Genomic DNA, 24111 nt, shown 5'->3' with positions numbered 1-24111 from the left:
GATTCCGCCCATTCAGGTCGTGGGGGCGGGTTAGATGGCGGATATCCGCCTCGCGAGCAGGCTTGAAGTATCTCTGTAGCCGCTGAGGAGCGCAGCGAGGCTGCGTTCGGCGGCGAAGCCGTCGTAAAACCAGAGATCACGGTCTTTCAGTTAAACCGCGGACACAGATTTTACGATTGCTTCGCAATCGAACGCAGCCTCGTTCCTTCGGCAGCTGCTACAGGACCACCGCCGGAAAATGAATCCGGAACGCCGCCCCGCCCAACGACGAATCATTCAGGGTCAAGGTGGCGTCATAGCTTTCAATGATGTCCTTGACCACTGCCAGACCAATGCCCTGCCCCGGATGCTGACGATCCAGGCGTTCGCCGCGTTGCAGGATCCGCGCGCGCTGATCCGGCGGCACACCCGGGCCATCGTCTTCCACGCACACCTCAATCCCGTGAATATTACGGTGAAAGCTGATGCGTACCTGGCTCAGACACAGCCTGTAGGCGTTCTCCAGCAGGTTACCCAACAGTTCCAGCAAGGCATTCTGTTCGATTGGTACATGGCTCAGCTCCGGAATGTCAAAACTGATCTTGACCCGCTTGTCGCGGTACACCTTGTCCAGCGTGTTGCACAGGCTTTGCACCACCGGCAGCAGCTCGACCTGATGACGTACCAGACCGCTTTTACGCAAGCTGGCCCGTTGCAACTGATAGCCAATTTGCTGATTCATGCGCTCGATCTGGCTTTGCAGTACCCAGGCCTGATCACGCTCTGCCGGGCGCTGAGCCATACTTTCACTCACCCCCTGCAATACAGCCAAGGGCGTTTTCAGGCTATGGGCCAGGTCGTCGAGCGAATCGCGATAACGCGTACGCTGCTCGCGTTCGCTTTGCAGCAAACGGTTCAGCGAGCCGGTCAGACGCAACAACTCCCGAGGGTGCTGCTCGCTGAGACTCTCGCGCTTGCCGGTCTCGATTTCATCCAGTTCCTGACTCAAACGTCGCAAGGCACGTAACCCCCACGTCAGACCAATCCATAGCAATGCCAGCAGCACAACCAAAGCGGCGCCGAAGCCCAGGTAAAGATTTTCGCGCAAGCCTGCCAGTGTCAGGTTGTATTCGCGCATCGGTTGCAAGGCAACAAAGCTGAAGGCGGCACTCTTGCCGCCTAGCAACTTGACCTCTACATCGTAGACAAAAAACTCTTCGCCATTGTCTTCGCGAATACTCGCAAACTCGTTGCCGCGCCCGTCATAGCGCGGCCTGTAGTTGATGGTTTCTTCTTGCGTCGCCCGCGACCGCCACACCAGGTGCCCCTCGCGGTCATAGATGTAGCCAAGCACGCGGCTGTCCGGCAGGTCGAATTGCTCATCCGGCAACAGCTCCGGCATTTTCAGGCGATTTTTCTCCATCTTTGCCGCTGAAATCAGCGTGGTTACATCCGACGCCAAACGTTGCTCAATAGCGTCCTTGAGCGCCAAACTGAACGCTCCCTGCATCGCTGGCAGCAACGCCAGCATAAACAACACGGCCAACAAGGTTGCCGCCAGCATCAATCGAACGCGAAGCGAACGAATCATCGGCAGCGCTCAGTAAACAGATACCCCAGACCGCGAACCGTATCGATTGGCTTAAAGCCGTTTGCCCCCTCAAGCTTGCGTCGCAGGCGCCCGACCAGCACCTCGATCACATTCGGATCACGTTCCTCGTCATCCGGGTACAGCTGTTCCATCAGTCGGTCCTTGGCCACCACTTGCTGGTGATGGCGCATCAGGTATTCAAGAATCCGGTATTCATAAGCAGTCAACGCCAGCGGCTCACCATCGAGCACTGCTTGCTTGCGGTTGATGTCCAGCACCAGTGCACCCGCCACGATGGTTGACTGGGTAAAGCCACTGGAGCGGCGCAGCAACGCATTGAGACGCGCTTCAAGCTCTTCAAACTGAAACGGTTTGACCACGTAATCGTCAGCCCCCGCAGCCAGCCCTTCGACCTTGTCCTGCCAGTTGCCCCGTGCCGTGAGAATCAGGATCGGAAACGTCTTGCCCCGGGCGCGCAGCTGTCGAATCAGTTCCAGGCCACCGAGCCCCGGCAAGCCCAAATCAATCATCGCCAAGTCATGATTGAACTGCTCGGTCTGGTACAACGCCTCTTCGGCATTGGCTACCGACTCGACCACATGGCCGCTTTCTGTCAGACGGGTTTGCAAGTGATGGCGCAGCAACGCCTCATCTTCAACCACCAGCAATTTCATCGCGCTCTCCCAAGCCAATCCGCGTCACGAAGGACGTGTGTCCTCTATAGCCTAGCTACACAGTAAGTCGTACGCCCTGAACATACTCTGAACAATTGCACAGCCGGACCAAGCCCCGGCACAATGCTCGGCATGAACCGACTTCCCGCCCTGCCTGCCTGCTGCACGCCTCTGCGCGCTGACTGGCCATTGCCTCAGGCACTGCCCGCCAGCGTATGGCTGAGCACCGACTTCAATCCTTCACAACTCGCAACTGGCGACTTTGCCCGTAGCGCCATTGAAATGCCTGCGAGTATTCAACGCTCGGTGGCCAAACGCCAAGCCGAATTTCTGGCCGGGCGACTCTGCGCCCGCGCAGCCCTGCTGCAATTGGACGACACCCGCGCCACTCCGAGCATTGGCGAAGACCGGGCCCCCGTCTGGCCAACACATATCACTGGCGCCATTACCCACAGTAACGGCCGCGCGGCGGCTATCGTCGCGCTTAAACGTGACTGGCAAGGCTTGGGCATAGATCTGGAAAAACTGCTCAGTACCGAGCGTGCCCAGCGTCTGGCCAAGGAAATCCTCACCCCGGACGAACTTGTGCGGATGGCCGCCGGGCCTGCCGAGCAGATCGCCCTACTGGTCACACTGACGTTTTCGGTCAAGGAAAGCCTGTTCAAGGCACTGTTCCCGCTGGTGCAAAAACGCTTCTACTTTGAACACGCTGAAGTACTGAGTTGGTCACCCGAAGGCCAGGTACGCCTGCGCTTGCTCACCGACCTGTCGCCTGAGTGGCAACACGGGCGCGAGCTGGACGCGCAATTTTGTCTGTTTGAAGGGCAGTTGCTGAGTGTGGTGGCGATCAGGGGGAACACCCACCCTGTCGCCTGATTTCGGGACCAGCCACAGCTTCAATTATTCGCTGGCCTGATAAGCCCGCCGAGTCAGCTCTTCGATCAGCAGATTGAGCTTCTGATCCCGAACAGATGCGAGTTCTGAACCTCTTTGCAACTCTGCTTCGTCCGACAGTCCGGGCTCCTCGGAGAGTTGTTGGTAATCGCGCTGGAAGTCGGCTTCGATGGCAGCGAAGCGGTCGGCATAAGTACTTTCCAGGAAACGCCGCCAAAAAACCTCGTACATGATCGAGTGCATGAACGCCGGGCTACCATCCAGAGCCAGCACACTGTCTCGGGCCTCGGCAAGCTGCTGGGCAGAAACCCCCACCGTGGATTCGTACAGCATTGACCTCGCCCGGGTCGGTAAATCAAGCGTCTCAGCCAGTTTTACCCGAAAAAAAAGTATGACTTCGGCCGCATCGGGGTTGCCACCCGCCGCTACGCGCTTCCTGACCTCGGCGTCGGAAAACTGGTCGACTTGCCTTAGACGGAACAACCGCTTGGCCAGTTTGAAAAGCTCAGCTTCACGTCCTACCTCGCCTGCATTATTCAGCGCCTCATGAATCAGCACTTGGACTTCCATGTTTTCCAACAGCACCATGGCGCCATCACCGCAGCTTCGCTCCTCACGAAATACTCTGCTCAGCAGCGAGTCACGCAGCTGGGTATTCGCCAGCATTTGCTCGACGAGTGTCCATACCCGGCCTGTCAGTTGCTCCCACGCAGGCGGCGTAATCAAGAACTGACTGGTGGTAAATAAAGCGATAGTTTCAAAAAAATCCTTAACTGCGCCTCCCGCCGCCTGCAGCAACGTCCACTGCTGCGTCCTTGCCTGCTTTTGGGCATCGGTCAGGCTCTGGGGCAGCCACGGGGCAATATTGTTTATCGACGATTGGGCCTGAGCCAAATCCATGGCATGGGCAATCGATGGGCCGTAGCCAAAATCGCTGCCGCCTCTAACCCAGTAAGCGATGATCTGATCACGGCTTTGTACAGAAATCGGGTTACCCGCGATGCTGGTAACAGCATTGGCGGTGGCCGCTTGGGGCGCATTAAAAACTGCCTCGGGGATGCTGCTGATCAGATTATTTCGAAGGTTCGCCCACAGCACATGAGTCAGCGCCCACAGCCCGTTGGGCCACTGGGTAATGTTGGTGTTTTGCAGGCTCAGATTGCGTAAAGCCGACAGTCGACTCACATCCGGTGTAGCGCCCAATGGGTTGTCATTGAGATGCAGTACCTCAAGCAATGAACCCGTGGCAAGCTGCTGAGCAGTCTGGGCGGTGAGCACAATCCGGTTGCTCGACAAATCCAGCGACCTCAACTGCGTCATGCCAGCGATAGCAGAAGGTATGCTGATCAGTCGATTGCCGGACATGTTAAGCGTGTGCAGTTGCGTAAAACCGCCCAAAAACTCGTTCGAGCCGTTACGCAAACTCATGCTGTCCATTCTCAGCACCCGGACATGGCTCAAGTCACCGCTCAGTGCGGGCAGGTCGCCTACATCAAGGCCATAAAAGTCGAGTATCGGCCCAATAGTACTGCCGTCAGTATCCCGGGCAATTTGCAACTCCCTGCGCCATGCCCGCCTGATTCGCTCGCAGACCTGGCGCCTGTGGCCAGGCGCCGCCATGCCCATATGCGAAGTACCCGTAGGGTAAAGCTGGATTTGCTCCCAGGCATCCAGCTCGGCCTGCATCGCCTTGAATTGTGCTGTGCTTGATGCCACCAGTGCCCGCCGGGAAACCTCAGTGCCCCCCAGCGCATCCAGATAACTGACAATTTTTGCGTAGCTCCATGCCGGGTAAAGGTTCTGTACTTCGCGCATCAAGTACAAGGAGTGATCCGAGTGGCCAATACTGAGCGTCAATGGATACGCGACAAACGACATATCCACATTCATCGGTGGTTTACGCGGTGATGCAGGTGGCTCCAGCCCCAGCAGCGTTCGAACATTTGCCCGGTCACTGATCGCCCGGTCACTGATTTTCTTTGCCAGGCCTGGGGTGTCGCCAACATCCTTGACCCCAATGACCGCACGCTCTTGCGGTGCAAGCACATGCAGAATCGAAGACAGCAAATTGTTGTCGTTCGCCGACTGCGCATTGAGCGCCTGACCCTCTGGCGAGCAAGCCAGATACTGCCCACCGTGCTTGACCAACACTCGCACGCTGGCAGCCTCAGCCCCCCCGATACTGTCGAGCAGCTCACCGCTGATTGCATTGCGCCGAACTTCGACCCTCACGCTTGCCGGCCAGCCCGGCAATGACTGCAGCATATGCAGGGAAAGCATTTCACTGTCAGGCGTGGCTGTGGCCCCCAGGAACAAGCCTTCATAAGCGCGGGTCAAGCGTATCTCCCTTGCCGTCCAACCGACCTGTTCCGAGAAACGCGGCGCAATCATGTCTTTATCGAAGTAGTTGGCTCGCTCTGGCCTCGTGGTATGCGTGAGCAAGTGCTCGATCACGCTCTTGGGCAGTTGCGGATAGCTTTTTTGAACCAGAGTCACGTGGGGATCCGCGCTGCGCTCCTGCCGTCCATAGAGCGAATTGAACACGTTGGTCTGGCGCTCGAGCACACGAGCGGCAACTTTTTTAGCCAGCGCCAGCATCCGCACCTCGATAACCGGGCTGTACTCGCCCAGCAGGCTCAACGTATCGGGCTGGCTCATGCGCGAGAGCAACGCGCGCAACAGCAGGCTGGCGTTATCGGTTTCATTGATCGTCAGCCTGATCCGAGACGCGCTGCTGTTCAGGACAGCGCCATACTCCTGCAGGGTATTGCCTTGCTGGTCGACAATGTGCAGCACCTTGTCAGTTGGCCAGCCGGGTAAGTCGGGTATCAGCAACAGGGGAAGATCGCTGCGAGCTTCGGCCAGGGAGTGATGCGCCTGCATTTGGTGGACGAAGCGCTGAATGTCGTTTTCGATCTGAAAACGCTTCCAGGTATCAATCAACAAAGGCGGTGGCGTGAGGTTGTTGATGTGCACCTGACGCAAAACGCCCTCGTCGATATTGCTCACAGCCATGATTTTATGGCCCATCTCATCACTGATCGACTCGGGCCGGGCGCGTAGCCTTCGCAACAGTTTGAGCCCCGCCCACTGCAACGGATTCTCAATAGTTTGGCGCCATGCGCCGTCGTAATTGTGCTCCAGCGTCGGCTCGTTAACCCCCACTTTATTCGGGTGTTTCATGCGCCATTTGTTGATCGTAGTGTCGAACTCGACCTGATAAACCGCGCCATATAAAGGCAAATAGTAGTTGCCGCCGATATCGTAAAGGCCTGCCTCGCCGGGCCGCTGATCACGCGGCACCACTACATTGCGCTCATATTGAAAAGTAGTGTTGTCCCACAAATCAACCTTGCCATCAGCCTGACGCCGGGCAAGCATGGCATCGCCCAGAATCTGGCGCAGGCCCGGTACGCTGGGGGCATTTACACCCAAGTCGATGCGTTCCTGATGGCGCAGCACCTGATTGATCGCCAGATAGAAACTGTCAGGGGTCAAACCAAAAGTGGCCGCTTCCCCGCGACGAAAGTCAGCCACTTCATAGAGACCATTGCCGTGATGGCGCAGTACGATTGTGGGGTCATCTGGCCCGGTGGATATGTAGTCCTTGGAAGTCGGGGCAGGCAGATCAATCACCACCAATCTGCGATTGAGCTTGTCGCGCAAAACACCTGCGGCAAATTCACGGGCCCACAAATCCATATCGGGGTTGTAGGCCCGTCGGTGATAAATCCCGTCCAGCGCCGCATCCACCCGTAACCTGGTCTGCAATTGCCCGGCTGCGCGGGTAAATGCCCACGGCTGTGCGCTGTGCTCCAGAGCCTGCGTAATCTGGGCCTGACTGAACGGGTGCGCAGCCAGTAAGGGTTCAAGACTTTCGATCGACAGTCCGTCATTAAGCTGATGAAGCTTGGCCAGCAATGGGGTTGTGGTGTCATGGAGTGGCGGGCAGCTCAGCGGCAAATACTTTCTGCTGGGGTCTGCGCTGGCAATCGGGTCGCTGCGTTTATGCCCGTCCAGCACTGTGAGCGCCTTGAACAGCAGGGTTTTGTCCTCTCGGGCCAACTGCGCAATTTGCTCGCGTACCGAGGCAATGCGCCCAGCCCGGCTCAGATGCGGATTGTTGTCGCGGCCAAGTGCTGAAGCCTCTGGCAATTGGTCGAGGATCAACGTGAACAGTTGCTCCACCTGGGCACTGCCTTGGGTGACATCGTTTTTGGCCACATACGAGCCGTGGTCCAGACGCTTGATCTCGATATGTCTCAACGAAGTGCCGGGCCGGTAATCCTTGCCATAGGACTCAAGCAGTTGCCCTTGCTGGCTGAACACATCGAGCACCGTGTCGCCTGGCCAGTGTTGCAGTTGGGTCAACAGGCAAAAGACCGTGTTGTCAGCGTTGACCGGCATTTCGCCGCGACGCGGCAAATCACTGACGATTTGCTCAAGCAGCCGGTCAGCCTGCAATCGACGAACGCCATCGGCCAACGGGCCGGGAATCAACTGGCCTTGCCAGGCATTTTGCAATTGCTCACGGGTGGTGCCGGTAATATTCAGCATCCGTTCAATGTCTACCAGCGCCGAATCAGGCACGTCCGACGGCAACATGCGCTGCAGCAACTGTTTATCGTCCAGGCTCTGCACATCATCCAGTGCCAGACGCCAGAGCTGCTGGCCGGAATCAAAGGCCACCGGCGGCCTGAATGCCCTGGGGTTATCGGTCTTGAGAAGGTAATGCCGAGCCTGGGGCTCATGGATGACTTCAACTGCGAGGATAGTGTCGCCCTGCTGGACCTTGGCATACAGCTTTCCATTGATCTCGTGTACACCCTGGGCATTGGCTACCCGGCCTTCGAGAAACGCAGCCGAAAAATGCGGGTAAGCACTCGGGTCCGGCCGCCACAGTTCGACGTTACCGGCCCGGTCGACAACCTTTCGCGGCTGGCCAAGAGTGCTCCACACTTTTTGCCTGCGCAGGCGCTGCGCCTTGGTGGCAACCCCCATCAAACGGGCGCTGATCAGCAAGTCTGCGCTGTCGGCCAATGAACTGGCGAAGGTATTGGCCTGCCCGCCACTGGCGTCCTTCACCCCTTGCACAAGGCTGTAGGTCAGGGAGCCGAATATGGCGGCCAGCATGATTTTATTGAGCCCCAGGACGCCACCCGGCATGGGGGTGATGAGCATTGTCAGCACCTCACTGCCAAGGTCGGACAATGCCTCCTTGAACGCTTGCCAATCCAATGCCGACTTGCTGGTGGCCAGCAGTTCCAGATTGGAACGCAAGCGCTGCGTCTGCTGCTCTCCAACCCTCTTGGCCAAAGGCTGAGAGCCGCTTGAGCGCATATCGACATACAGTTGCAGACTGTTCAAGTCGGGCTCGGGGAAGGTACTGCGAAAACTGTCATGCAAAACCCCTGCAAGCCACGTCATACCTGTAGGTCTGGGCTCGTCACTCAGCAGCGTGTTAAAAAACCCCAGGTCTTTCAGCGCCAGATGCCTGATGAACCAACCAAGCTGGCCTTTGCTGTGGTCGTGCCTGAGTTGCTGCACAAACTGCTTGAACCCGTGATCGACATCCTTGTGCCATAACAACGCGCCGCCCAGGCGCTGCGGGAAATAGCTGAAAACGCCTGACACCTCCGGAACTTTTACAAGAAACAAAGGCAGGGAAACTTCGCCCGTACCCACCAGCCCCAGGCTACTGTCGTTGCCAAACAACAGATTGGCGTCATCACGCGTGCCTGTCGCCTCGTGGGGGTAAAGCTTCGGTATCAGGGGTTTAAGCCCCATTGAAACCGGCCATATATGAGGCGTTGAGTCGCCTTTCAACATGCTGAGCAATCGTTCGTAATCCGTACGATTGACCTTTGACGCAAAGCTGTTGCGGTAAGCCTCCAGTAGATCGAACTCAAGACTGGCTTTAGCCGCTGCGACTACCAGCAGCATCAAAGAGCCATCAGCCCCTGAAGCCTGATCAAGTGCATGCTTGAGCTTCGTGCCCAAATCCAGTGTTCGCACAATCTTGATAAACGGGGCCGCAGGCCTGCCTGTAAAACCCTCGGCATAGTCGATGTAACTGGCTTGTTCAAAACTGTAGGGCCGGAGTAACACCGAGTCGGTCCGGTAGCTGAAGTTCTCACAAGCGGCCTCCCACAACGAGGCGGAGCGAAGGTGTTCAATGAATCTGGACTGGTCCAGTGCACGTGGTTCACGCGAAGGGCTGAAGGTGAACTTGGGCTCGCGGGCAACAGGCGGCCCACCGCTGATACGCGCCATGTACTCAAACAGATCCTCCTCGGTATTTTCGCGATAGCGGGTGTAGATCCGGGCGTGCTCGGGGTCGACATCCACGCCCAGCAGTGTTTTAAGCTCGGACTTGAGCACCGCAAGATGCGCCGACTTGAAATCGGCCTTGACCCGCGTGAGTTCCTCATCGACCGCCTTGTGGGCTGCCTGCGCCTGTCGATAAAGCACGGGGTAACTGAATTTTTGCGCTTCGCTCAACCCGGCAAAATTGGCCTGCGCGAGCGAAGATATATAAGAAAGCGCTTCTCTCTGAGCCCACTGCAGATTGGACAGCAGCAACGGCGCTCGACCGCGCACGGGGGGTAAATTCGTGATCATGTGTTTGATTCCGTTGGGGTGGAATCCAAGATACCCCTGAGAAAATCTGCGCCGCGGTAGATAGATATCCCTGCGCGGCCAAGGCGCTGGCGTCATGCTATGGTTCGCGCCCCCCTTTCGAGCGGTTTGCCACTATGCCTGTGACGTCTCGCGCCCTGCGTTTGGCGCTGTATTGCGTGTTGATTCTGGCCGGTGCGGCTGTGGCTGGCGGCTGGGCGATGCGTCAGGCCCAGGAACATGCGCTGGAAGAAAGCGCCAGGCGTGGGCCCGAGCAACTGAGCCTGTATGCCAACTCGCTGCACACCCTGATCGAACGCTATCGCGCCCTGCCCGCCGTACTGGCGCTGGACCCGGAGCTGGTGGCGGCCCTGAGCAAGCCCATGACCGCGCAAGTCCAGGCGGCGCTCAATCAAAAACTCGAACGCATCAATGGTGCGGCGCAGTCCTCAACCCTGGAATTGCTCGACAGCACCGGCCTGGCAGTCGCCGCCAGCAACTGGAATACCTCCAACAGCTATGTGGGCCATAACTATGGTTTCAGGCCTTACTTCAGCCAGACCCGCAGCAAGGGCGCCGGAAGCTTTTATGCCGTAGGCGTGACCAGCGGGATTCCGGGCTATTTCCTGTCCAGTGCAGTACTCGATGCCAACGGCCAGTTTTTGGGGGCGATGGTGGTCAAGCTGGAATTTCCGCAGCTTGAGCGCGAATGGAGCCAGGGCAACGACACGCTGCTGGTCAGCGACGCACGGGGCATTGTGTTTATTGCCAACCAACCCGGCTGGCGCTATCGCCTGTTGCGCCCATTGAGTGACAGCGATCGCAGCGAAATTGCCACCACCCGCCAGTACCATAATCAGCCGCTAACGTTGATGAAGACCCACACCCTGCGCAGCTTTGGTGAAAACAGCTACTTGACCCGCGTCGAAGGCCCCAACGGCCCGGCAGACTATTTATGGGACTCGCTGCCGCTCAGTGCTGAAGGCTGGACGCTGCACCTGTTGCGCCGCCCGATGGCAGCCGCTGAAGACAGCCGCAATGCTGCACTGGCTGCAATTGGCCTATGGCTGACAGGGGTGTTCCTGGGGCTATTTTTACTCCAGCGCTGGCGACTGGCGCGCCTGCGTCAGCGCAATCGCGAAGAACTCGAACAACTCGTCGAAGCCCGCACCCGGGATTTACGCACTGCCCAAGATGGGCTGGTGCAATCAGCCAAACTCGCGGCGCTGGGGCAAATGTCAGCGGCACTGGCCCATGAGATCAACCAGCCACTGACTGCCCAGCGCATGCAATTGGCGACCATGCGCCTGTTGCTTGATCACGGCCGGATCGACGATGCCTATAAAGCTCTGGTTCCGCTGGAACAGATGCTGACACGCATGGCAGCACTTACCGGTCATCTGAAAACCTACGCCCGACAAAGCCCCGGCGGCTTGCGCGAACGGCTGGATCTGGCGAGCGTGGTCGATCAGGCCCTGCAACTGCTGGAGCCGCGCCTGCAAGGTGAAGCCATCGAGCTGAGTACCAAGCTGGTACGCCCGGCCTGGGTTCGCGGCGACGCGATCCGTCTGGAGCAAGTGTTGATCAACCTGCTGCGCAACGCCCTGGACGCCATGCAAGACAAATCACGCAAGCGTCTGGAGATCCGCATCGAGGCCAATCAACAACTGTGGCACTTGACCGTTAGCGACAGCGGCGGCGGAATTGGCGAGGAGCATTTGGGTAAAATCTTCGACCCGTTCTTCACCACCAAACCCGTGGGTGACGGATTAGGCTTGGGCCTGGCGGTGTCTTACGCCATTGTTCACGAAATCGGCGGTCGCCTGACCGCCTGCAACCAGGCTGATGGCGCGCAATTCACGCTGACGCTGCCCGTCGCACAGGAATTTTGACACATGCTCAACTCGGTGATCGTGGTCGATGATGAGGCCAGTATTCGTAATGCCGTGGAACAATGGCTGAGCTTAAGCGGCTTTGACGTGCAGTTGTTCAGCTGCGCCGAGGATTGCCTGAACCAGTTGCCCGCGCATTTTGCCGGGGTGATTGTCAGCGATGTGCGTATGCCAGGGATGGGCGGCCTGGCCCTGCTGACCCGCTTGCAGCAACTGGACGCGGACTTGCCGGTGATCCTGCTGACCGGGCACGGCGATGTGCCAATGGCCGTCGAGGCCATGCGTGATGGTGCATACGACTTTCTGGAAAAACCCTTCAGCCCCGAGGCGCTGCTCAGCAGTCTGCGACGAGCCCTGGAAAAGCGCCAACTGGTGCTGGAAAACCGCCGTTTGCACGAACAGGCAGACCTGCGCGAGCAGATCGACGGATGCCTGCTCGGTGTATCGCGCAGCTTGCAAACCTTACGCCGCCAAGTGCTGGAGCTGGCACCGTTGCCAGTCAACGTGTTGATCCGTGGCGAGACCGGCAGCGGCAAAGAGCTGGTCGCCCGCTGCCTGCATGACTTTGGCCCGCGTGCCGACAAACCTTTTGTCGCCCTCAACTGCTCGGCGATCCCCGAGCAGTTGTTTGAAGCCGAGCTGTTCGGCCACGAAAGCGGCGCGTTTACCGGAGCCCAGGGCAAGCGCATCGGCAAGCTGGAGTATGCCGACGGCGGGACTTTGTTTCTGGATGAAATCGAAAGCATGCCGCTGGCCCAGCAAGCCAAACTGCTGCGGGTGTTGCAGGAGCAAAAGCTGGAGCGTTTGGGCTCCAACCAAAGCATCAGCGTGAACCTGCGGGTAATTGCTGCCACCAAACCCGACTTGCTCGAAGAGGCCCGCGCAGGGCGTTTTCGCGAAGACCTGGCCTATCGTTTGACCGTGGCCGAGCTGCGCCTGGCGCCACTGCGCGAGCGCCGCGAAGATATTGCGTTGTTGTACGACGCTTTTTCGCGCAGCGCCGCCGAACGCCTTGGCCGCAGCGCACAAGTGTTGAGCGGGCCGCAACTGTCGCGCTTGCTGAGCCACGACTGGCCGGGCAACGTGCGCGAACTGGCCAACGTGGCCGAACGGGATATTCTGGGCTTGAGCGAACCGCAATTTGAAGACGTCGGCGCAGGGCAATCACTGGTGGCACAACAGGAAGCCTTCGAGGCGCAATGCTTGCGTGCAGCGCTAACCCGGCATAAAGGCGACATCAAAGCTGTGCTCAACGAACTGCAACTGCCGCGCCGGACCCTGAATGAAAAAATGCAGCGTCACGGGTTGGTGCGTGAAGCGTTTACGCAAACCACGTAGTCGGCGGTTTTCCGCTTATCGCCACACCGAGCATCAGCGGATTCCCGCTCATTAATACCCCTCCCCCCTTGTAAACCGGGCCCTCCAGCCTTGGCACAACTCCTGCTATAGCTCAGTAAGCTCGCGTTTTGACGCGCTATAAAAAAACAATGAAAGAAGGATCCATTTAATGGATAACTCCAGCACCCTGCCTGCCGGGTCCGTGTCTGCGGCCCCTAAAGAAAAGACCACCTCCAGCCGTATCAAATCGATTTTCAGTGGTTCCGTCGGCAATATGGTCGAGTGGTACGACTGGTACGTTTACGCCGCATTCTCGCTGTACTTCGCCAAGGCTTTTTTCCCCAAGGGCGACACCACCGCACAACTGCTCAACACGGCTGCGATCTTCGCCGTAGGCTTTCTGATGCGCCCGATCGGTGGCTGGCTGATGGGCCTGTACGCTGACCGTAAAGGCCGTAAAGCAGCACTGATGGCCTCGGTGCTGCTGATGTGCTTCGGCTCGCTGGTTATCGCCCTGTCGCCAGGTTACGAAACCATTGGCGTGTGGGCCCCGGTCCTGCTGGTCTTCGCCCGTTTGCTGCAAGGTTTGTCGGTGGGTGGCGAATACGGCACCTCGGCTACCTACCTGAGCGAGATGGCAACCAAGGAACGTCGCGGCTTCTTCTCCAGCTTCCAGTACGTGACCCTGATCTCGGGTCAGCTCATCGCGCTGGGCGTGTTGATCGTGCTGCAACAAACCCTCACCGAAGAGCAGCTGTACAGCTGGGGCTGGCGCGTACCGTTCGTGATCGGCGCCCTGTGTGCCGTCGTCGCGCTGTACCTGCGTCGTGGCATGGAAGAAACCGAGTCGTTCAAAAAGACCAGGGTCAAGCCCAAGGAAAGCGCCATGCGCACCTTGATGCGTCACCCTAAAGAGCTGATGACCGTAGTCGGCCTGACTATGGGCGGCACGCTGGCGTTCTACACCTACACCACGTACATGCAGAAATACCTGGTGAACACGGTGGGCATGAGTATCTCGGACTCCACCACCATTTCGGCTGCGACACTGTTCCTGTTCATGTGTATTCAGCCGCTGGTGGGCGCGCTTTCGGACAAGATCGGTCGTCGTCCGATCCTGATCGCTTTCGGCGTGCTCGGGACCTTGTTCACCGTGCCGATCCTCACCACGTTGCACACCATCACCACCTGGTGGGGTGCGTTTTTCCTGATCATGGCCGCGCTGATCATTGTCAGCGGTTACACCTCGATCAACGCCGTGGTGAAAGCTGAACTGTTCCCAACGGAAATTCGCGCACTGGGCGTAGGCTTGCCTTACGCACTAACCGTGTCGATTTTCGGCGGTACAGCTGAATACATTGCGCTGTGGTTCAAGAGTGCAGGCATGGAAACCGGTTACTACTGGTATGTGACTGCCTGTATCGCCTGCTCGCTGGCGGTATACGCAACCATGAAAGACACCCGCAAGCACTCGCGAATCGAAACCGACTAACCGCGTAGCGGCCTCTGTGGGAGCGAGCAGGCTCACTCCCACGTTTGGTAACGGCTAAAGGTCAGGACAAGCCATCCCAGGTTGAGCTTGTCTGTTTTTGGCGTATGCCGCCCCGGCGATCATTGCCACCAATATCCCCGCCAACACCAGCGATGAACCGATAGTACCGAAGTCCAGCCCGCCCTTTTCAAGGGGTTTGGTCAGGAAATCGCCCAAGGTTGCGCCAAATGGGCGCGTCAGTACGAACGCTATCCAGAACAACACCACCGACGATATTTTGGTGAAGTAGCGCGCCAGCACCACGACTGCAATGGTCGCCCCGATAAACAGCGCGCCCCCCGCAAAACCCAGCCCTGAATCATCCGCAAGGTAATCGCCTAAAGCCGTGCCCAGCGTGTTGGAAAACAGAATCGCCATCCAATAGAACATCTCGCCACGCGGGCTCTGCACCTGGCTGACGTTTAATGATTCGCCGCTCCATTTCCAGAGCGCAAAAATCGCGACCAGAATCGACACCAAAATCAACGAGCCAGTGGCATAGCCCAGCCCCAGCGTGCGGTCCATAAAGTCGGACATGGTGGTCCCGGCTGTACTGGTCGACAGAATCACCAGCCAATACAGCACTGGGTTGTAGGTTTTGGAGAACAACTGAGTCAGCAGAGTCAGGACAAACACACTGATAAGGATCATTGAGCTGACGGCATAGCCCACATTGAGGGTCATCGACAGCAAGTCGCCCGCTGTCTCGCCCAAGGTAGTGGCGCAAATTTTCATCACCCAAAATGCAAGGGTGATCTGAGGAAGTTTGTTCATTCGGTCAAGGCTCCAGGACTCAAAGGGAAAAGCCGTTCTGGGTGCCGGCTTTTTGCAGGCTGAAGACTGGTACTTACAGGGTGAAAAATAGGTAGCGGACAGATGAAAAGCCTGTCTGTACGTATGATTTTTCCGAATTAATTGTCAGTTAATACTGTTAGTCCACTATCAATCTCAGCAAGACCTCTCGGGTCGACTGACTTGAGCAGCCGCCAACGGGAAGCAGGACAACGTGTGAAGCCTGTTTTTACGCGGGCGTATACATCGAATAAATAGATTATTTAACGCTATTTTTTGCGCTTTTTAATCAAATTAATCAGCGTAGTCTTAAACCCATAGCCACTGAACATCCCAAACACGAAACAAGGAGCTTCATCATGAAAACCAAAATTATCCTCGCCGCCGCTTTCTCCGCCCTGGCTTTCAACGCTTTTGCCGCCGATGGTTTCGACCACACCCACTCGTCGAGCTTTGCTGAAGACGGCTACAGCCGCACAGGTTCTGCTGCAGTTGCCGCCGATGGCTACGACCGCACAGGTTCTGCCACTTTTGCAGAGGACGGCTATGACAAAACCGGTTCAGCCACCTTCGCCGAAGACGGTTTCAGCCGCACCAAATCGGACACCTTCGCTTCTGATGGCTACGATCGCACCCACGGCGCCCACTTCAGCTAACACCTGAAGCAGGCACTCCAGCCCGGCCTCGGCCGGGCTTAGTCGTTTTTGGGGGAAAGCAAACTGCACAAATCTGTAGCAACTGCCAAAGAAACGAGGCTGCGTTGGCGTGGTGCGGCACTCCGACGAGGCCGTCGTGAAATCATGCTCCTGGGTGTATCAGGCAGATCGAGAACTCAGAATTTACGATTGCTTCGCAACCGAACGCAGCCTCGTTCCTTCGGCAGCTGCTACGGAGGGCTAGATCAAGCACAGATGTTTTGTCATTCACCCAAATGCCTTGCACTATATGGGCCCTCTATCTCAGCCGTTTGCGGACCAATCCCATGCATGACGACATTCACTTTTATGAACCTTCAAAGGGCCACGGCCTGCCCCATGATCCGTTCAATGCCATTGTTGGCCCACGTCCGATTGGCTGGATTTCTTCGCAAGATGCCCAAGGTCGGCTGAACCTTGCGCCCTACAGCTTTTTCAACGCGTTCAACTACATTCCGCCGATCATCGGTTTTTGCAGTGTGGGTCGCAAAGACAGCCTCAATAATATCGAGCAAACCGGCGAATTCGTCTGGAACCTGGCCACGCGCCCCCTGGCCGAGGCGATGAACCAAAGCTGCGCGATGGTCGGGCCTGAGGTAAACGAGTTTGAACTGGCAGGGCTGACAACCGTACCTTCACGGGTGATCAGCGTGCCGCGGGTGGCCGAAACGCCGGTGTCGTTTGAGTGCAAGGTCACGCAGATCATTCAACTGCAGCGAGCCGATAAAGAACGGGTGCCAAGCTGGCTGATTCTGGGGGAAGTGGTGGCGGTGCATATCGCCAGGTCGCTGCTCAAGGACGGGATTTACGACACCGCTGGCGCCGAACCGATTTTGCGCGGCGGCGGCCCGGCGGATTACTTTCAGCTAGGCCCCGAAGCCCTGTTCAAAATGCACCGCCCACGATAGAGGGTACTCTCGGTTACCAGACCAGCTCGGCGTCTTCAGTGACGCCCTGCAGGGCTTCGAGTTGCTCCGCCGCGGCAGCATCGGCGGCGGTTGCTGTTTTGAACGTTTGCTCGATCAGTATTTTGTGAAAGCGCGGCGTGCCACCTTCGTACAAGGCTTTGACCGCAATCGCCGCGTGATAGACCCCGGGTTCAACCGGAACCACGGCTGATACGGCTTCAAACTGTGCAAACTCTTTACGTGCCATGCTTCAACTCCCGGCCTATGGAAAAACCGGCATTCTACCTGTTCAACCCGCCCACATCGCTGAAGGTCTGAAAATCGAGGCTATCCACCACTTGCTGGTGTAACAGCACGCCGTAAACATCCATCAGCGATGAGTTGAAGTACGCCTGCATCGAGGGTTCATCCTGCCAATAACCCGCGACCTGCCACAGCAACGGGTCGCTCTGACAATGCTGCAAGGCAAAGTGCAGGCAACCGGGCCTCTGAAGTGTCGGTTCGATCAGTTGGCTCAGACAAGCCTCAACCTGGGCCGAACACCCTACGCGGGCGCGAACCAAGGTCATATGACTGACGGCATTGGACTGGGGCATGCTGGCCTCCACAAAGGAAAGTGGCGTTGGGGGAAGATTGAAATTTTAAAGCCCGACCTCTGACACCGTTAGTCGATTCCTGCCCCAGGCTTGCACGATTCTGCAAAACCTCACCTGCGCACCCTCTCCTTTGACCATTTGGCCTGGCGCCCACTGATCCTGATATCGAGCAAGGCTCTGCGTCTGCAACGGGTTTGGCAGGCACTTGATCTCCGGCAATGACAGGATCAGGCAATACAACAGCAGAAATCAGCTACCCCTTGGCCTTGCACAAACTTAAGCTGTGCCTGCCCCGCTGCTTTTATTAAGGATGCGCCCCATGACACTGTCGCAACCATTGCGGCCCGCGCTCGACCCCGCGCTAGAAAAACAGCGTGTGGAACTGGCCGACCTGATTTATCGCCACGCCCCTGAAGACGGCACCTTCAATACAGGGGTCGAAGCGCTGTTTGTGTCGCGCTACAGCCAGCCCAGCGATTTCGCTCCAAGCCTGCCAAAACCCGCGTTGTGCATCATGGCCCAAGGCCGTAAAGAGGTGCGTTTGGCAGATGAGCACTTCGCCTACGACCCGCTTAATTATCTGGTGGTTTCGGTGTCGATGCCGATCAGTGGCCGAGTACTGGAAATATCCCCCGAGCGGCCGGTGCTGGCCTTGCGCCTGGATATTGACCCGGTGGAAATCAACACCCTGATCAGCGATGCAGGGCCTATGGGCGTGCCGTCGCGACCTACCGGGCGCGGGCTGTACGTTGAGCCCATTGACCAGCCGATGCTCGACGCGTTACTGCGCCTGACACGCCTGCTCGATACACCCAAAGATATCGCGATGCTTGCACCCTTGATTCGCCGCGAGATTTTGTATCGCCTGTTACGCAGTCCGCAGGGCCATCGGCTGTATGAAATTGCCAGTGAGAACAGTCAAAACCACCGCGTCAGCCGGGCGATTTCCTGGCTTAACGGTAACTTCGAACAGCCGCTGCGTATCGACAGCCTGGCGCGAGAGGCCAATCTCAGCGTGTCGACGTTGCACCACCGATTCAAGGCCATGACCGCCATGAGCCCGCTGCAATACCAAAAGCAGCTGCGCCTCAACGAAGCCCGGCGACTGATGCTTAGCGAGGGCCTCGACGCATCGGCCGCGGGTTATCGCGTTGGCTATGAAAGCCCTTCTCAATTCAGCCGCGAGTACAGCCGGCAATTTGGCGCGCCACCGGTACGGGACCTGGCGCGCCTGCGCATGAGCCTATAGGCCGAGCGATTGCTGCCAGTTCAGCTCATCGATTTCGATCACGCTCGGCCCCTGGCGGTCGGCGGCATTGGCCAGGGCTATGCGCAATTGCGCCTCGCCCTCCACCGCCTGTGCGGCACAGCCCAAAGCCTTGGCCACTCCGATGAAGTCCGGGGTGTAGATATCGACCCCCACAGGCTCGATGGCCCGATTGAGCATGTACTTTTTGATTTCACCGTAACCCTGGTTGTTCCACAACAACACGATGATCGGCGTTTGCGCTTCCACCGCACTGGCCAATTCGGCCAAGGTAAATTGCAGGCCGCCATCGCCGATCAGGCACAACACCGGACCACCCGTCTTGCCTTCTGCGCAACGCCCCAGCCAGGCACCCACCGCTGCAGGCAGGGCGTAACCGAGGGTGCCGTAACCGGTTGAGGAGTTGAACCAGCGCCGTGGCTGCTCCGGGTTAAAGGTGAAGTTACCGGTGTACACCGGTTGGGTCGAATCGCCCACGCACACGGCATCCGGCAGCACATCGAACACGGCCTGCAAGAAGCGAGTTTGCGCCCGGGTCGGGGCATCCCATTCACTTTCCACCAGCGCCAGCAAACGACTGACCCTCGCTACGCCCCACTGCGTATCCCGTGGTGGTAATTGCCCAAGGCTCGCCAGCAAGGCCTGGGTCGCCAGATCTGCATCGGCCACCAGGGCCAGAGTCGGCGGGTAATTACGCACGGTCTGGTCGGGGTCAATATCGATACGCAGCAAGGCGCCGGGAATCTCGAAGCCGCCAGCAAAGGTGGCGTCGTAATCGGTTTCGGCCAGTTCGGTGCCAATAGCCAATACTACGTCCGCTTCGGCCACCAGCGCCCGGGTGGCAACCAGGGTCTGGGTCGAACCGATCAGCAGCGGATGCTTCGAGGGCAGCATGCCCTTGGCGTTAATGGTCAGGGCCACCGGCGCGCCGAGTCGTTCGGCCAGTTGCAACAGCGCGGGCGCCGCATCAATCGAGCCGCCACCGGCCAGAATCAACGGGCGTTTGGCTTGGGCCAAAAGTTGGCTCATCTGTGCGATGGCAGCAGGCGCGGCGCCGGGGCGGGCAATCCGGACGGGGTGACTGGCGAGCAGTGCATCGGCGTTTTCCACCAGCACGTCCAACGGGATCTCGATATGAACCGGCCGTGGCCGCCCGGCCTGAAACAGCGCAAACGCCCGCGCCAGCACGCCCGGCAACTCCGCCGCTGACATCAGCGTGTGGGAAAACGCCGCCACACCAGCTACCAGCGCGGCCTGATTCGGTAATTCGTGCAACTTGCCGCGCCCGCCGCCCAACTGGCTGCGCGACTGCACACTGGAGATCACCAGCATCGGAATCGAGTCCGCATAGGCCTGGCCCATCGCCGTGGTGATATTGGTCATGCCCGGCCCGGTGATGATGAAACACACGCCCGGCTTGCCGCTGGTACGGGCATAACCGTCGGCCATAAAGCCTGCACCCTGCTCATGACGCGGGGTTACGTGGTTGATGGCCGAACCCGCCAACCCACGATACAGCTCGACGGTGTGCACCCCCGGGATGCCGAACACCTGCTCAACCCCGTAGGCCTCCAGTAACTTGACCAATACTTCGCCGCACGTCGCCATGTGTCCTGCTCCTCTTCTTGTTCTGGAATGAACCATTGAAGCGGTCGGATGTGGTACGCACAACGTAAACGTGCTCATACTAGCCATGTCCTGGATTCATGGCTGACGACTGATGAAACGCCTACCGCCACTTCCCGCGCTGCATACTTTTTTGATCACGGCCCAATGTTGCAACTTCACCCGTGCCGGTGAGCAGTTGCACATCACCCAAGGGGCGGTAAGCCGGCAAATAGCCGGGCTTGAGGAGCATCTGGGCTATGCGTTGTTCCATCGCCAGGCACGCGGCCTGAGCCTGACCGAACAAGGCCAGGCGCTGTATCCGCGTATCGAACAGGCATTTGACCTAATTGGCGAGGCCATCGAGCACGCCAGCATTCGCCGTACCCCGCTGCAAATCAAGGCCCCAACCTGCATGTTGCGCTGGCTGTTGCCCAAGTTGCTGCACTGGCAAACGCTGCGCCCGGACGTGCCCGTGGAACTCACCAGCAGCATGCAGCACGGCGTGGATTTTCGTCGTGAAGCTTTCGATGCTGCCGTGGTCTACAGCCCGCTACCTGGGCCAAAACGCGTAGGGCGCCACCTGTTCGACGAACAACTGACCCCGGTCTGCGCACCTCATCTGCTGGATGGCCACGACGCCATCAACCAGCTGAGTGACCTGGCGCAACACACCCTGCTGCACCCCAGCCGTGATCAACAGGACTGGACCAATTGGCTGAATGCGGCTGGGGGAGATGTATCGGCTATCCGCAAGAGCCAGTACTTCGACACCCTGGACCTGGCCATGACCGTGGCCGCCCAAGGCAACGGCGTGGCCATAGGCGACTGGTCACTGATTGGCGATGACCTGAAAGCTGGCCGACTGGCCATGCCTTTTGATTTCAAAGTGCGGACCGGCGCCGCCTACTTGCTGGTGTGCTCACCGCGCAGCGAGCCATCGGCACCGCTGCGAGAACTGCTGGACTGGCTGGTGCAGCAGACAGAGCCTTAACTGCCGAAGTAAAACTCAATACCCCACAGTAAACCGCTGGCGGGAATGCTTGGGTTGTTCGACTTCATCGAGCATGGCGATGGCGAAGTCGGCGAAGGTGATCCAGCTTTTACCTTCAGTACCGATCAGCAGGTGATCGGTGCCCAAACGGAATTTACCCGTGCGCTCGCCTTCAACAAACTCGGCAGACGGTGACAGGAAGCTCCAGTCCAGGTCTTTCTCGGTACGCAGGGTGTCGAGGTAGACGCAGCCAGCCGAGGCTTCCGCCCGGTATTCGTCAGGGAAACCCGGACTGTCGATTACCCTGCTGTCGCCTGGCAACAGCAGAGAACCCGCCCCGCCCACAAACAGCAGGCGTTTAACCCCGGCTTTTTTCACCGGTTCGATAATTGCCGAAGCGGGCTGAGTCGAGAAATGCACCGCACTGAGCACCACGTCATGCCCCGCCACTGCGTCTTTTAGGGCCTGGGCATTGTTGATGTCGACGTCTTTGGTAACGACACCGGCACGCTCCCCCAATTTGGAGGCGTTGCGGGCAATGGCGGTAACGCTGTGGCCGCGACGTAGGGCTTCTTCCAGCAATTGGCTGCCGGCACGACCGGTCGCCCCGATAATTGCAATTTTGCTCATGATGCTCTCCAGTGAGTAGGTTTTACCGTTGGACACGTAAGCTGTTTCACCACTTCATTTCGCCCTTGGCCACTTTGGCACTCAGCTCAAGCGAAGACTCTTCGCCCAGGTCCGGGTAGCGTTTTTTCATTGCTGCAATCAGTTCGTCCGAGTTCCGGGCTTTGAGGGTTTCTTCGTCAAACGCCTTGATGTAGTCGCGGGTGAAGTGCACAGCATTCAACGAACGATCGCTCTCGCCCAGGTAATGGCCCGGCACCACGATTTTAGGTTGCAGGCTGTTGATGCGTTTGAGGGTCGCCAGCCATTGCTTATGCGATTGCGGCGTTTGGGTGTCGGCCATCCATACATGCAGGTTATCGGCCACTACCACGCCACCGACCACGGCTCTAAGCGATGGAATCCAGACAAAAGTGCGCCCCGGCTGGCGCCCGGTCAGGCCGACGATGTCCAGCTCACGCCCTTCAAGGTTCAGGGTATTGCCCTGCAGGGCCTGCGGCACAATCACCTTACTCGGTACATCGGCGCCCATTTTCGGGCCCCAGAACGCCAACTTGGCATCCTTGGTCTGGTTGATGTGTTCTACCGTCGGCGCCGAAGCCACGACCTTGGCGTCCGGGAACGCCTGGGTCAGAGTTTCAAGGCCAAAGTAGTAATCCGGGTCGCCGTGACTGATGTAGATGGTGGTCAGGTGCTTGCCGCTGGCGCGAATTTTGTCGACTACTTGCTCGGCCTGGCTCTTGCCGAATTGGGCGTCAACCAGGATGGCGTCCTTGTCGCCACTGACCAGCACCGAAGACACCGGGAAAATCGCCGCTGCTCCAGGGTTGTAAACGTCCAGGGTCAATGGCCCCGGCGCGGCGGCGGCATGCGCTGCAAAGCCCAGTACAACAGCGCTAAGGACGAAACGGCGAAGGGTCGAAAATCCGGTCATGGGTAATTCCTGAGTCAGCGGCCAAGGTCGGCAATGGACAAAGCTTAGTTGCACGATCGAGAACTAAAAATGCGATGCTTGAACATAGTTTGTTTCAGATATCGGGCAGATCATGGATCGTCTTATTGCAATGCGGGTATTTGTCACCGTCGTCGACCTCGGCAGCCAGTCAGCGGCAGCCGACCACCTGGACCTGTCGCGCCCTGTGGTGTCGCGTTATCTGGCCGAGTTTGAAGAGTGGGTGGGCGCACGCTTGATGCACCGCACCACGCGCAAGCTGAGCCTGACCGCGGCAGGTTACGAAACCCTGCCCCGCTGCCGGCAATTGCTGGAGTTGGCAGATGACATGCAAGCGGCCGTGGATGTACCCAGTGATGCGCCGCGCGGGTTGCTGCGCATCAGCGTCAGTACTTCGTTCGGCCAGGCGCAACTGGCTGCGGCGGTCACCGACTACGTTCGGCTTTACCCGCAGGTCAGCATCGACCTGCAAATGCTCGACCGCACGGTGAACCTGGTGGACGAGCGCATCGACCTGGCGATTCGTACCAGTAACGATCTGGACCCGAGTTTGATCGCCCGCAAGCTGACCGTTTGTCGCTCGGTGCTCTGCGCATCCCCGGTGTATCTGCGCGAACACCCGGCCCCGCAACAGGTCGACGACCTCAGCCAGCACAACTGCCTGACCCACTCTTATTACGGCAAGAGCCTGTGGCACTTCACCCAACACGGTGAGGAAACGTCCGTCCCGGTGCAGGGCAATATCAGCGCCAACGAAGCCAGTACGCTATTGAGCGCCACTCTGGCTGGCGCAGGGGTTTCACTGCTGCCCAGCTATCAGGCCGGGGAGTATGTGCGAGGCGGTGAACTGGTGCGCCTGCTGCCCGACGCCGAACCGCGTCTGATGAACATTTACGCGGTCTACGCCTCACGCAAACACATGCCCGCCACGTTGCGCAGCATGCTCGACTTTCTGGCCGCACGCTTTACCGACGAGCCCGGGTGGGACAAGGGCTTGTAACCGAATGCACCAATCTGCGTAGCAGCTGCCGAAGGAACGAGGCTGCGTTCGGTTGCGAAGCAATCGTAAATTCTGAGTGCACTTTTTGTCTGACACACCCCACCGCCTGAATTTACGACGACTTCGTCGGAGTGCCGCACCACGCCAACGCAGCCTCG

Annotated in this window: 18 protein-coding genes; 9 read left to right on the top strand and 9 right to left on the bottom strand. The window is 58.4% G+C overall.

What is annotated here, in order from left to right; translation table 11 throughout:
• Positions 1-217 precede the first annotated feature (217 nt).
• Positions 218-1570: an ATP-binding protein gene (locus N7D90_RS05630; RefSeq protein WP_261741249.1), complete on the bottom strand. Its 1353-nt coding sequence runs from the start codon at positions 1568-1570 to the stop codon at positions 218-220.
• Positions 1567-2244 carry a response regulator gene (locus N7D90_RS05625; RefSeq protein ID WP_261741248.1) on the bottom strand — a complete coding sequence of 226 codons (678 nt, stop codon included), beginning with the start codon at positions 2242-2244 and terminating at the stop codon, positions 1567-1569. Before N7D90_RS05625 ends, N7D90_RS05630 begins: the two co-directional genes overlap by 4 nt.
• Before the next feature lie 132 nt (positions 2245-2376).
• Here N7D90_RS05625 and N7D90_RS05620 point away from each other — a divergent pair, with 132 nt between their 5' ends.
• Positions 2377-3120: a 4'-phosphopantetheinyl transferase gene (locus N7D90_RS05620; RefSeq protein ID WP_261741247.1), complete on the top strand. Its 744-nt coding sequence runs from the start codon at positions 2377-2379 to the stop codon at positions 3118-3120.
• 24 nt (positions 3121-3144) lie between these two features.
• Here the strand turns inward: N7D90_RS05620 and N7D90_RS05615 are convergent, their stop codons facing one another.
• Positions 3145-9759 (bottom strand): NEL-type E3 ubiquitin ligase domain-containing protein, encoded by a 6615-nt coding sequence (locus N7D90_RS05615; RefSeq protein WP_261741246.1) that lies wholly within the window; start codon positions 9757-9759, stop codon positions 3145-3147.
• Positions 9760-9893: 134 nt separating this feature from the next.
• On the opposite strand from N7D90_RS05615, the gene N7D90_RS05610 reads away from it, so the two are divergent.
• The 3 genes from N7D90_RS05610 to N7D90_RS05600 all read left to right on the top strand — a co-directional run bounded on the left by N7D90_RS05610 (position 9894) and on the right by N7D90_RS05600 (position 14478).
• Positions 9894-11648 (top strand): ATP-binding protein, encoded by a 1755-nt coding sequence (locus tag N7D90_RS05610; RefSeq protein WP_261741245.1) that lies wholly within the window; start codon positions 9894-9896, stop codon positions 11646-11648.
• A 3-nt stretch (positions 11649-11651) separates the two neighbouring features.
• Positions 11652-12986, top strand: a complete 1335-nt coding sequence (locus N7D90_RS05605) for a sigma-54-dependent transcriptional regulator (RefSeq protein ID WP_261741244.1) — start codon at positions 11652-11654, stop codon at positions 12984-12986.
• A 169-nt stretch (positions 12987-13155) separates the two neighbouring features.
• Positions 13156-14478: an MFS transporter gene (locus tag N7D90_RS05600; protein ID WP_261741243.1), complete on the top strand. Its 1323-nt coding sequence runs from the start codon at positions 13156-13158 to the stop codon at positions 14476-14478.
• Positions 14479-14532: 54 nt separating this feature from the next.
• Here the strand turns inward: N7D90_RS05600 and N7D90_RS05595 are convergent, their stop codons facing one another.
• A complete protein-coding gene (locus N7D90_RS05595) occupies positions 14533-15291 on the bottom strand; it encodes a hypothetical protein (RefSeq protein ID WP_261741242.1) in 759 nt (252 codons plus the stop codon).
• Positions 15292-15668: 377 nt separating this feature from the next.
• Between N7D90_RS05595 and N7D90_RS05590 the strand changes: the two genes are divergently transcribed.
• On the top strand, positions 15669-15965 hold the full coding sequence (locus N7D90_RS05590; protein ID WP_261741241.1) for a hypothetical protein: 297 nt from the start codon (positions 15669-15671) through the stop codon (positions 15963-15965).
• 326 nt (positions 15966-16291) lie between these two features.
• Complete coding sequence (locus N7D90_RS05585) at positions 16292-16912, top strand: flavin reductase family protein (RefSeq protein ID WP_261741240.1); 621 nt, start codon at positions 16292-16294, stop codon at positions 16910-16912.
• Positions 16913-16925: 13 nt separating this feature from the next.
• Here the strand turns inward: N7D90_RS05585 and N7D90_RS05580 are convergent, their stop codons facing one another.
• Entirely contained in the window at positions 16926-17159 is a 234-nt protein-coding gene (locus N7D90_RS05580; RefSeq protein ID WP_016779817.1) for a hypothetical protein, read from the bottom strand.
• A 34-nt stretch (positions 17160-17193) separates the two neighbouring features.
• A complete protein-coding gene (locus N7D90_RS05575) occupies positions 17194-17508 on the bottom strand; it encodes an antibiotic biosynthesis monooxygenase family protein (protein ID WP_261741239.1) in 315 nt (104 codons plus the stop codon).
• A gap of 319 nt (positions 17509-17827) precedes the next feature.
• Between N7D90_RS05575 and N7D90_RS05570 the strand changes: the two genes are divergently transcribed.
• A complete protein-coding gene (locus tag N7D90_RS05570; RefSeq protein ID WP_261741238.1) occupies positions 17828-18757 on the top strand; it encodes an AraC family transcriptional regulator in 930 nt (309 codons plus the stop codon).
• Here the strand turns inward: N7D90_RS05570 and N7D90_RS05565 are convergent.
• Positions 18752-20383: a 5-guanidino-2-oxopentanoate decarboxylase gene (locus N7D90_RS05565; RefSeq protein ID WP_261741237.1), complete on the bottom strand. Its 1632-nt coding sequence runs from the start codon at positions 20381-20383 to the stop codon at positions 18752-18754. The two genes, N7D90_RS05570 and N7D90_RS05565, sit on opposite strands and share 6 nt — an antisense overlap.
• A gap of 112 nt (positions 20384-20495) precedes the next feature.
• Here N7D90_RS05565 and N7D90_RS05560 point away from each other — a divergent pair, with 112 nt between their 5' ends.
• Entirely contained in the window at positions 20496-21374 is an 879-nt protein-coding gene (locus N7D90_RS05560; protein ID WP_261741236.1) for a LysR substrate-binding domain-containing protein, read from the top strand.
• Between the two features lie 15 nt (positions 21375-21389).
• Here N7D90_RS05560 and N7D90_RS05555 read toward each other — a convergent pair whose 3' ends face one another.
• On the bottom strand, positions 21390-22004 hold the full coding sequence (locus N7D90_RS05555) for an NAD(P)-dependent oxidoreductase (RefSeq protein WP_261741235.1): 615 nt from the start codon (positions 22002-22004) through the stop codon (positions 21390-21392).
• A 46-nt stretch (positions 22005-22050) separates the two neighbouring features.
• Complete coding sequence (locus N7D90_RS05550; RefSeq protein WP_261741234.1) at positions 22051-22935, bottom strand: MBL fold metallo-hydrolase; 885 nt, start codon at positions 22933-22935, stop codon at positions 22051-22053.
• Between the two features lie 112 nt (positions 22936-23047).
• Between N7D90_RS05550 and N7D90_RS05545 the strand changes: the two genes are divergently transcribed.
• Positions 23048-23953, top strand: coding sequence for a LysR family transcriptional regulator (locus N7D90_RS05545; protein WP_261741233.1), 906 nt, complete (start codon positions 23048-23050; stop codon positions 23951-23953).
• Positions 23954-24111 lie beyond the last annotated feature (158 nt).

This window comes from Pseudomonas fragi (assembly GCF_025426255.1).
GTDB classification, from domain to species: Bacteria; Pseudomonadota; Gammaproteobacteria; order Pseudomonadales; family Pseudomonadaceae; genus Aquipseudomonas; species Aquipseudomonas kulmbachensis.
Note: the sequence above shows the minus strand (reverse complement) of the source record. Positions and strands in the feature narration are given on the sequence as shown.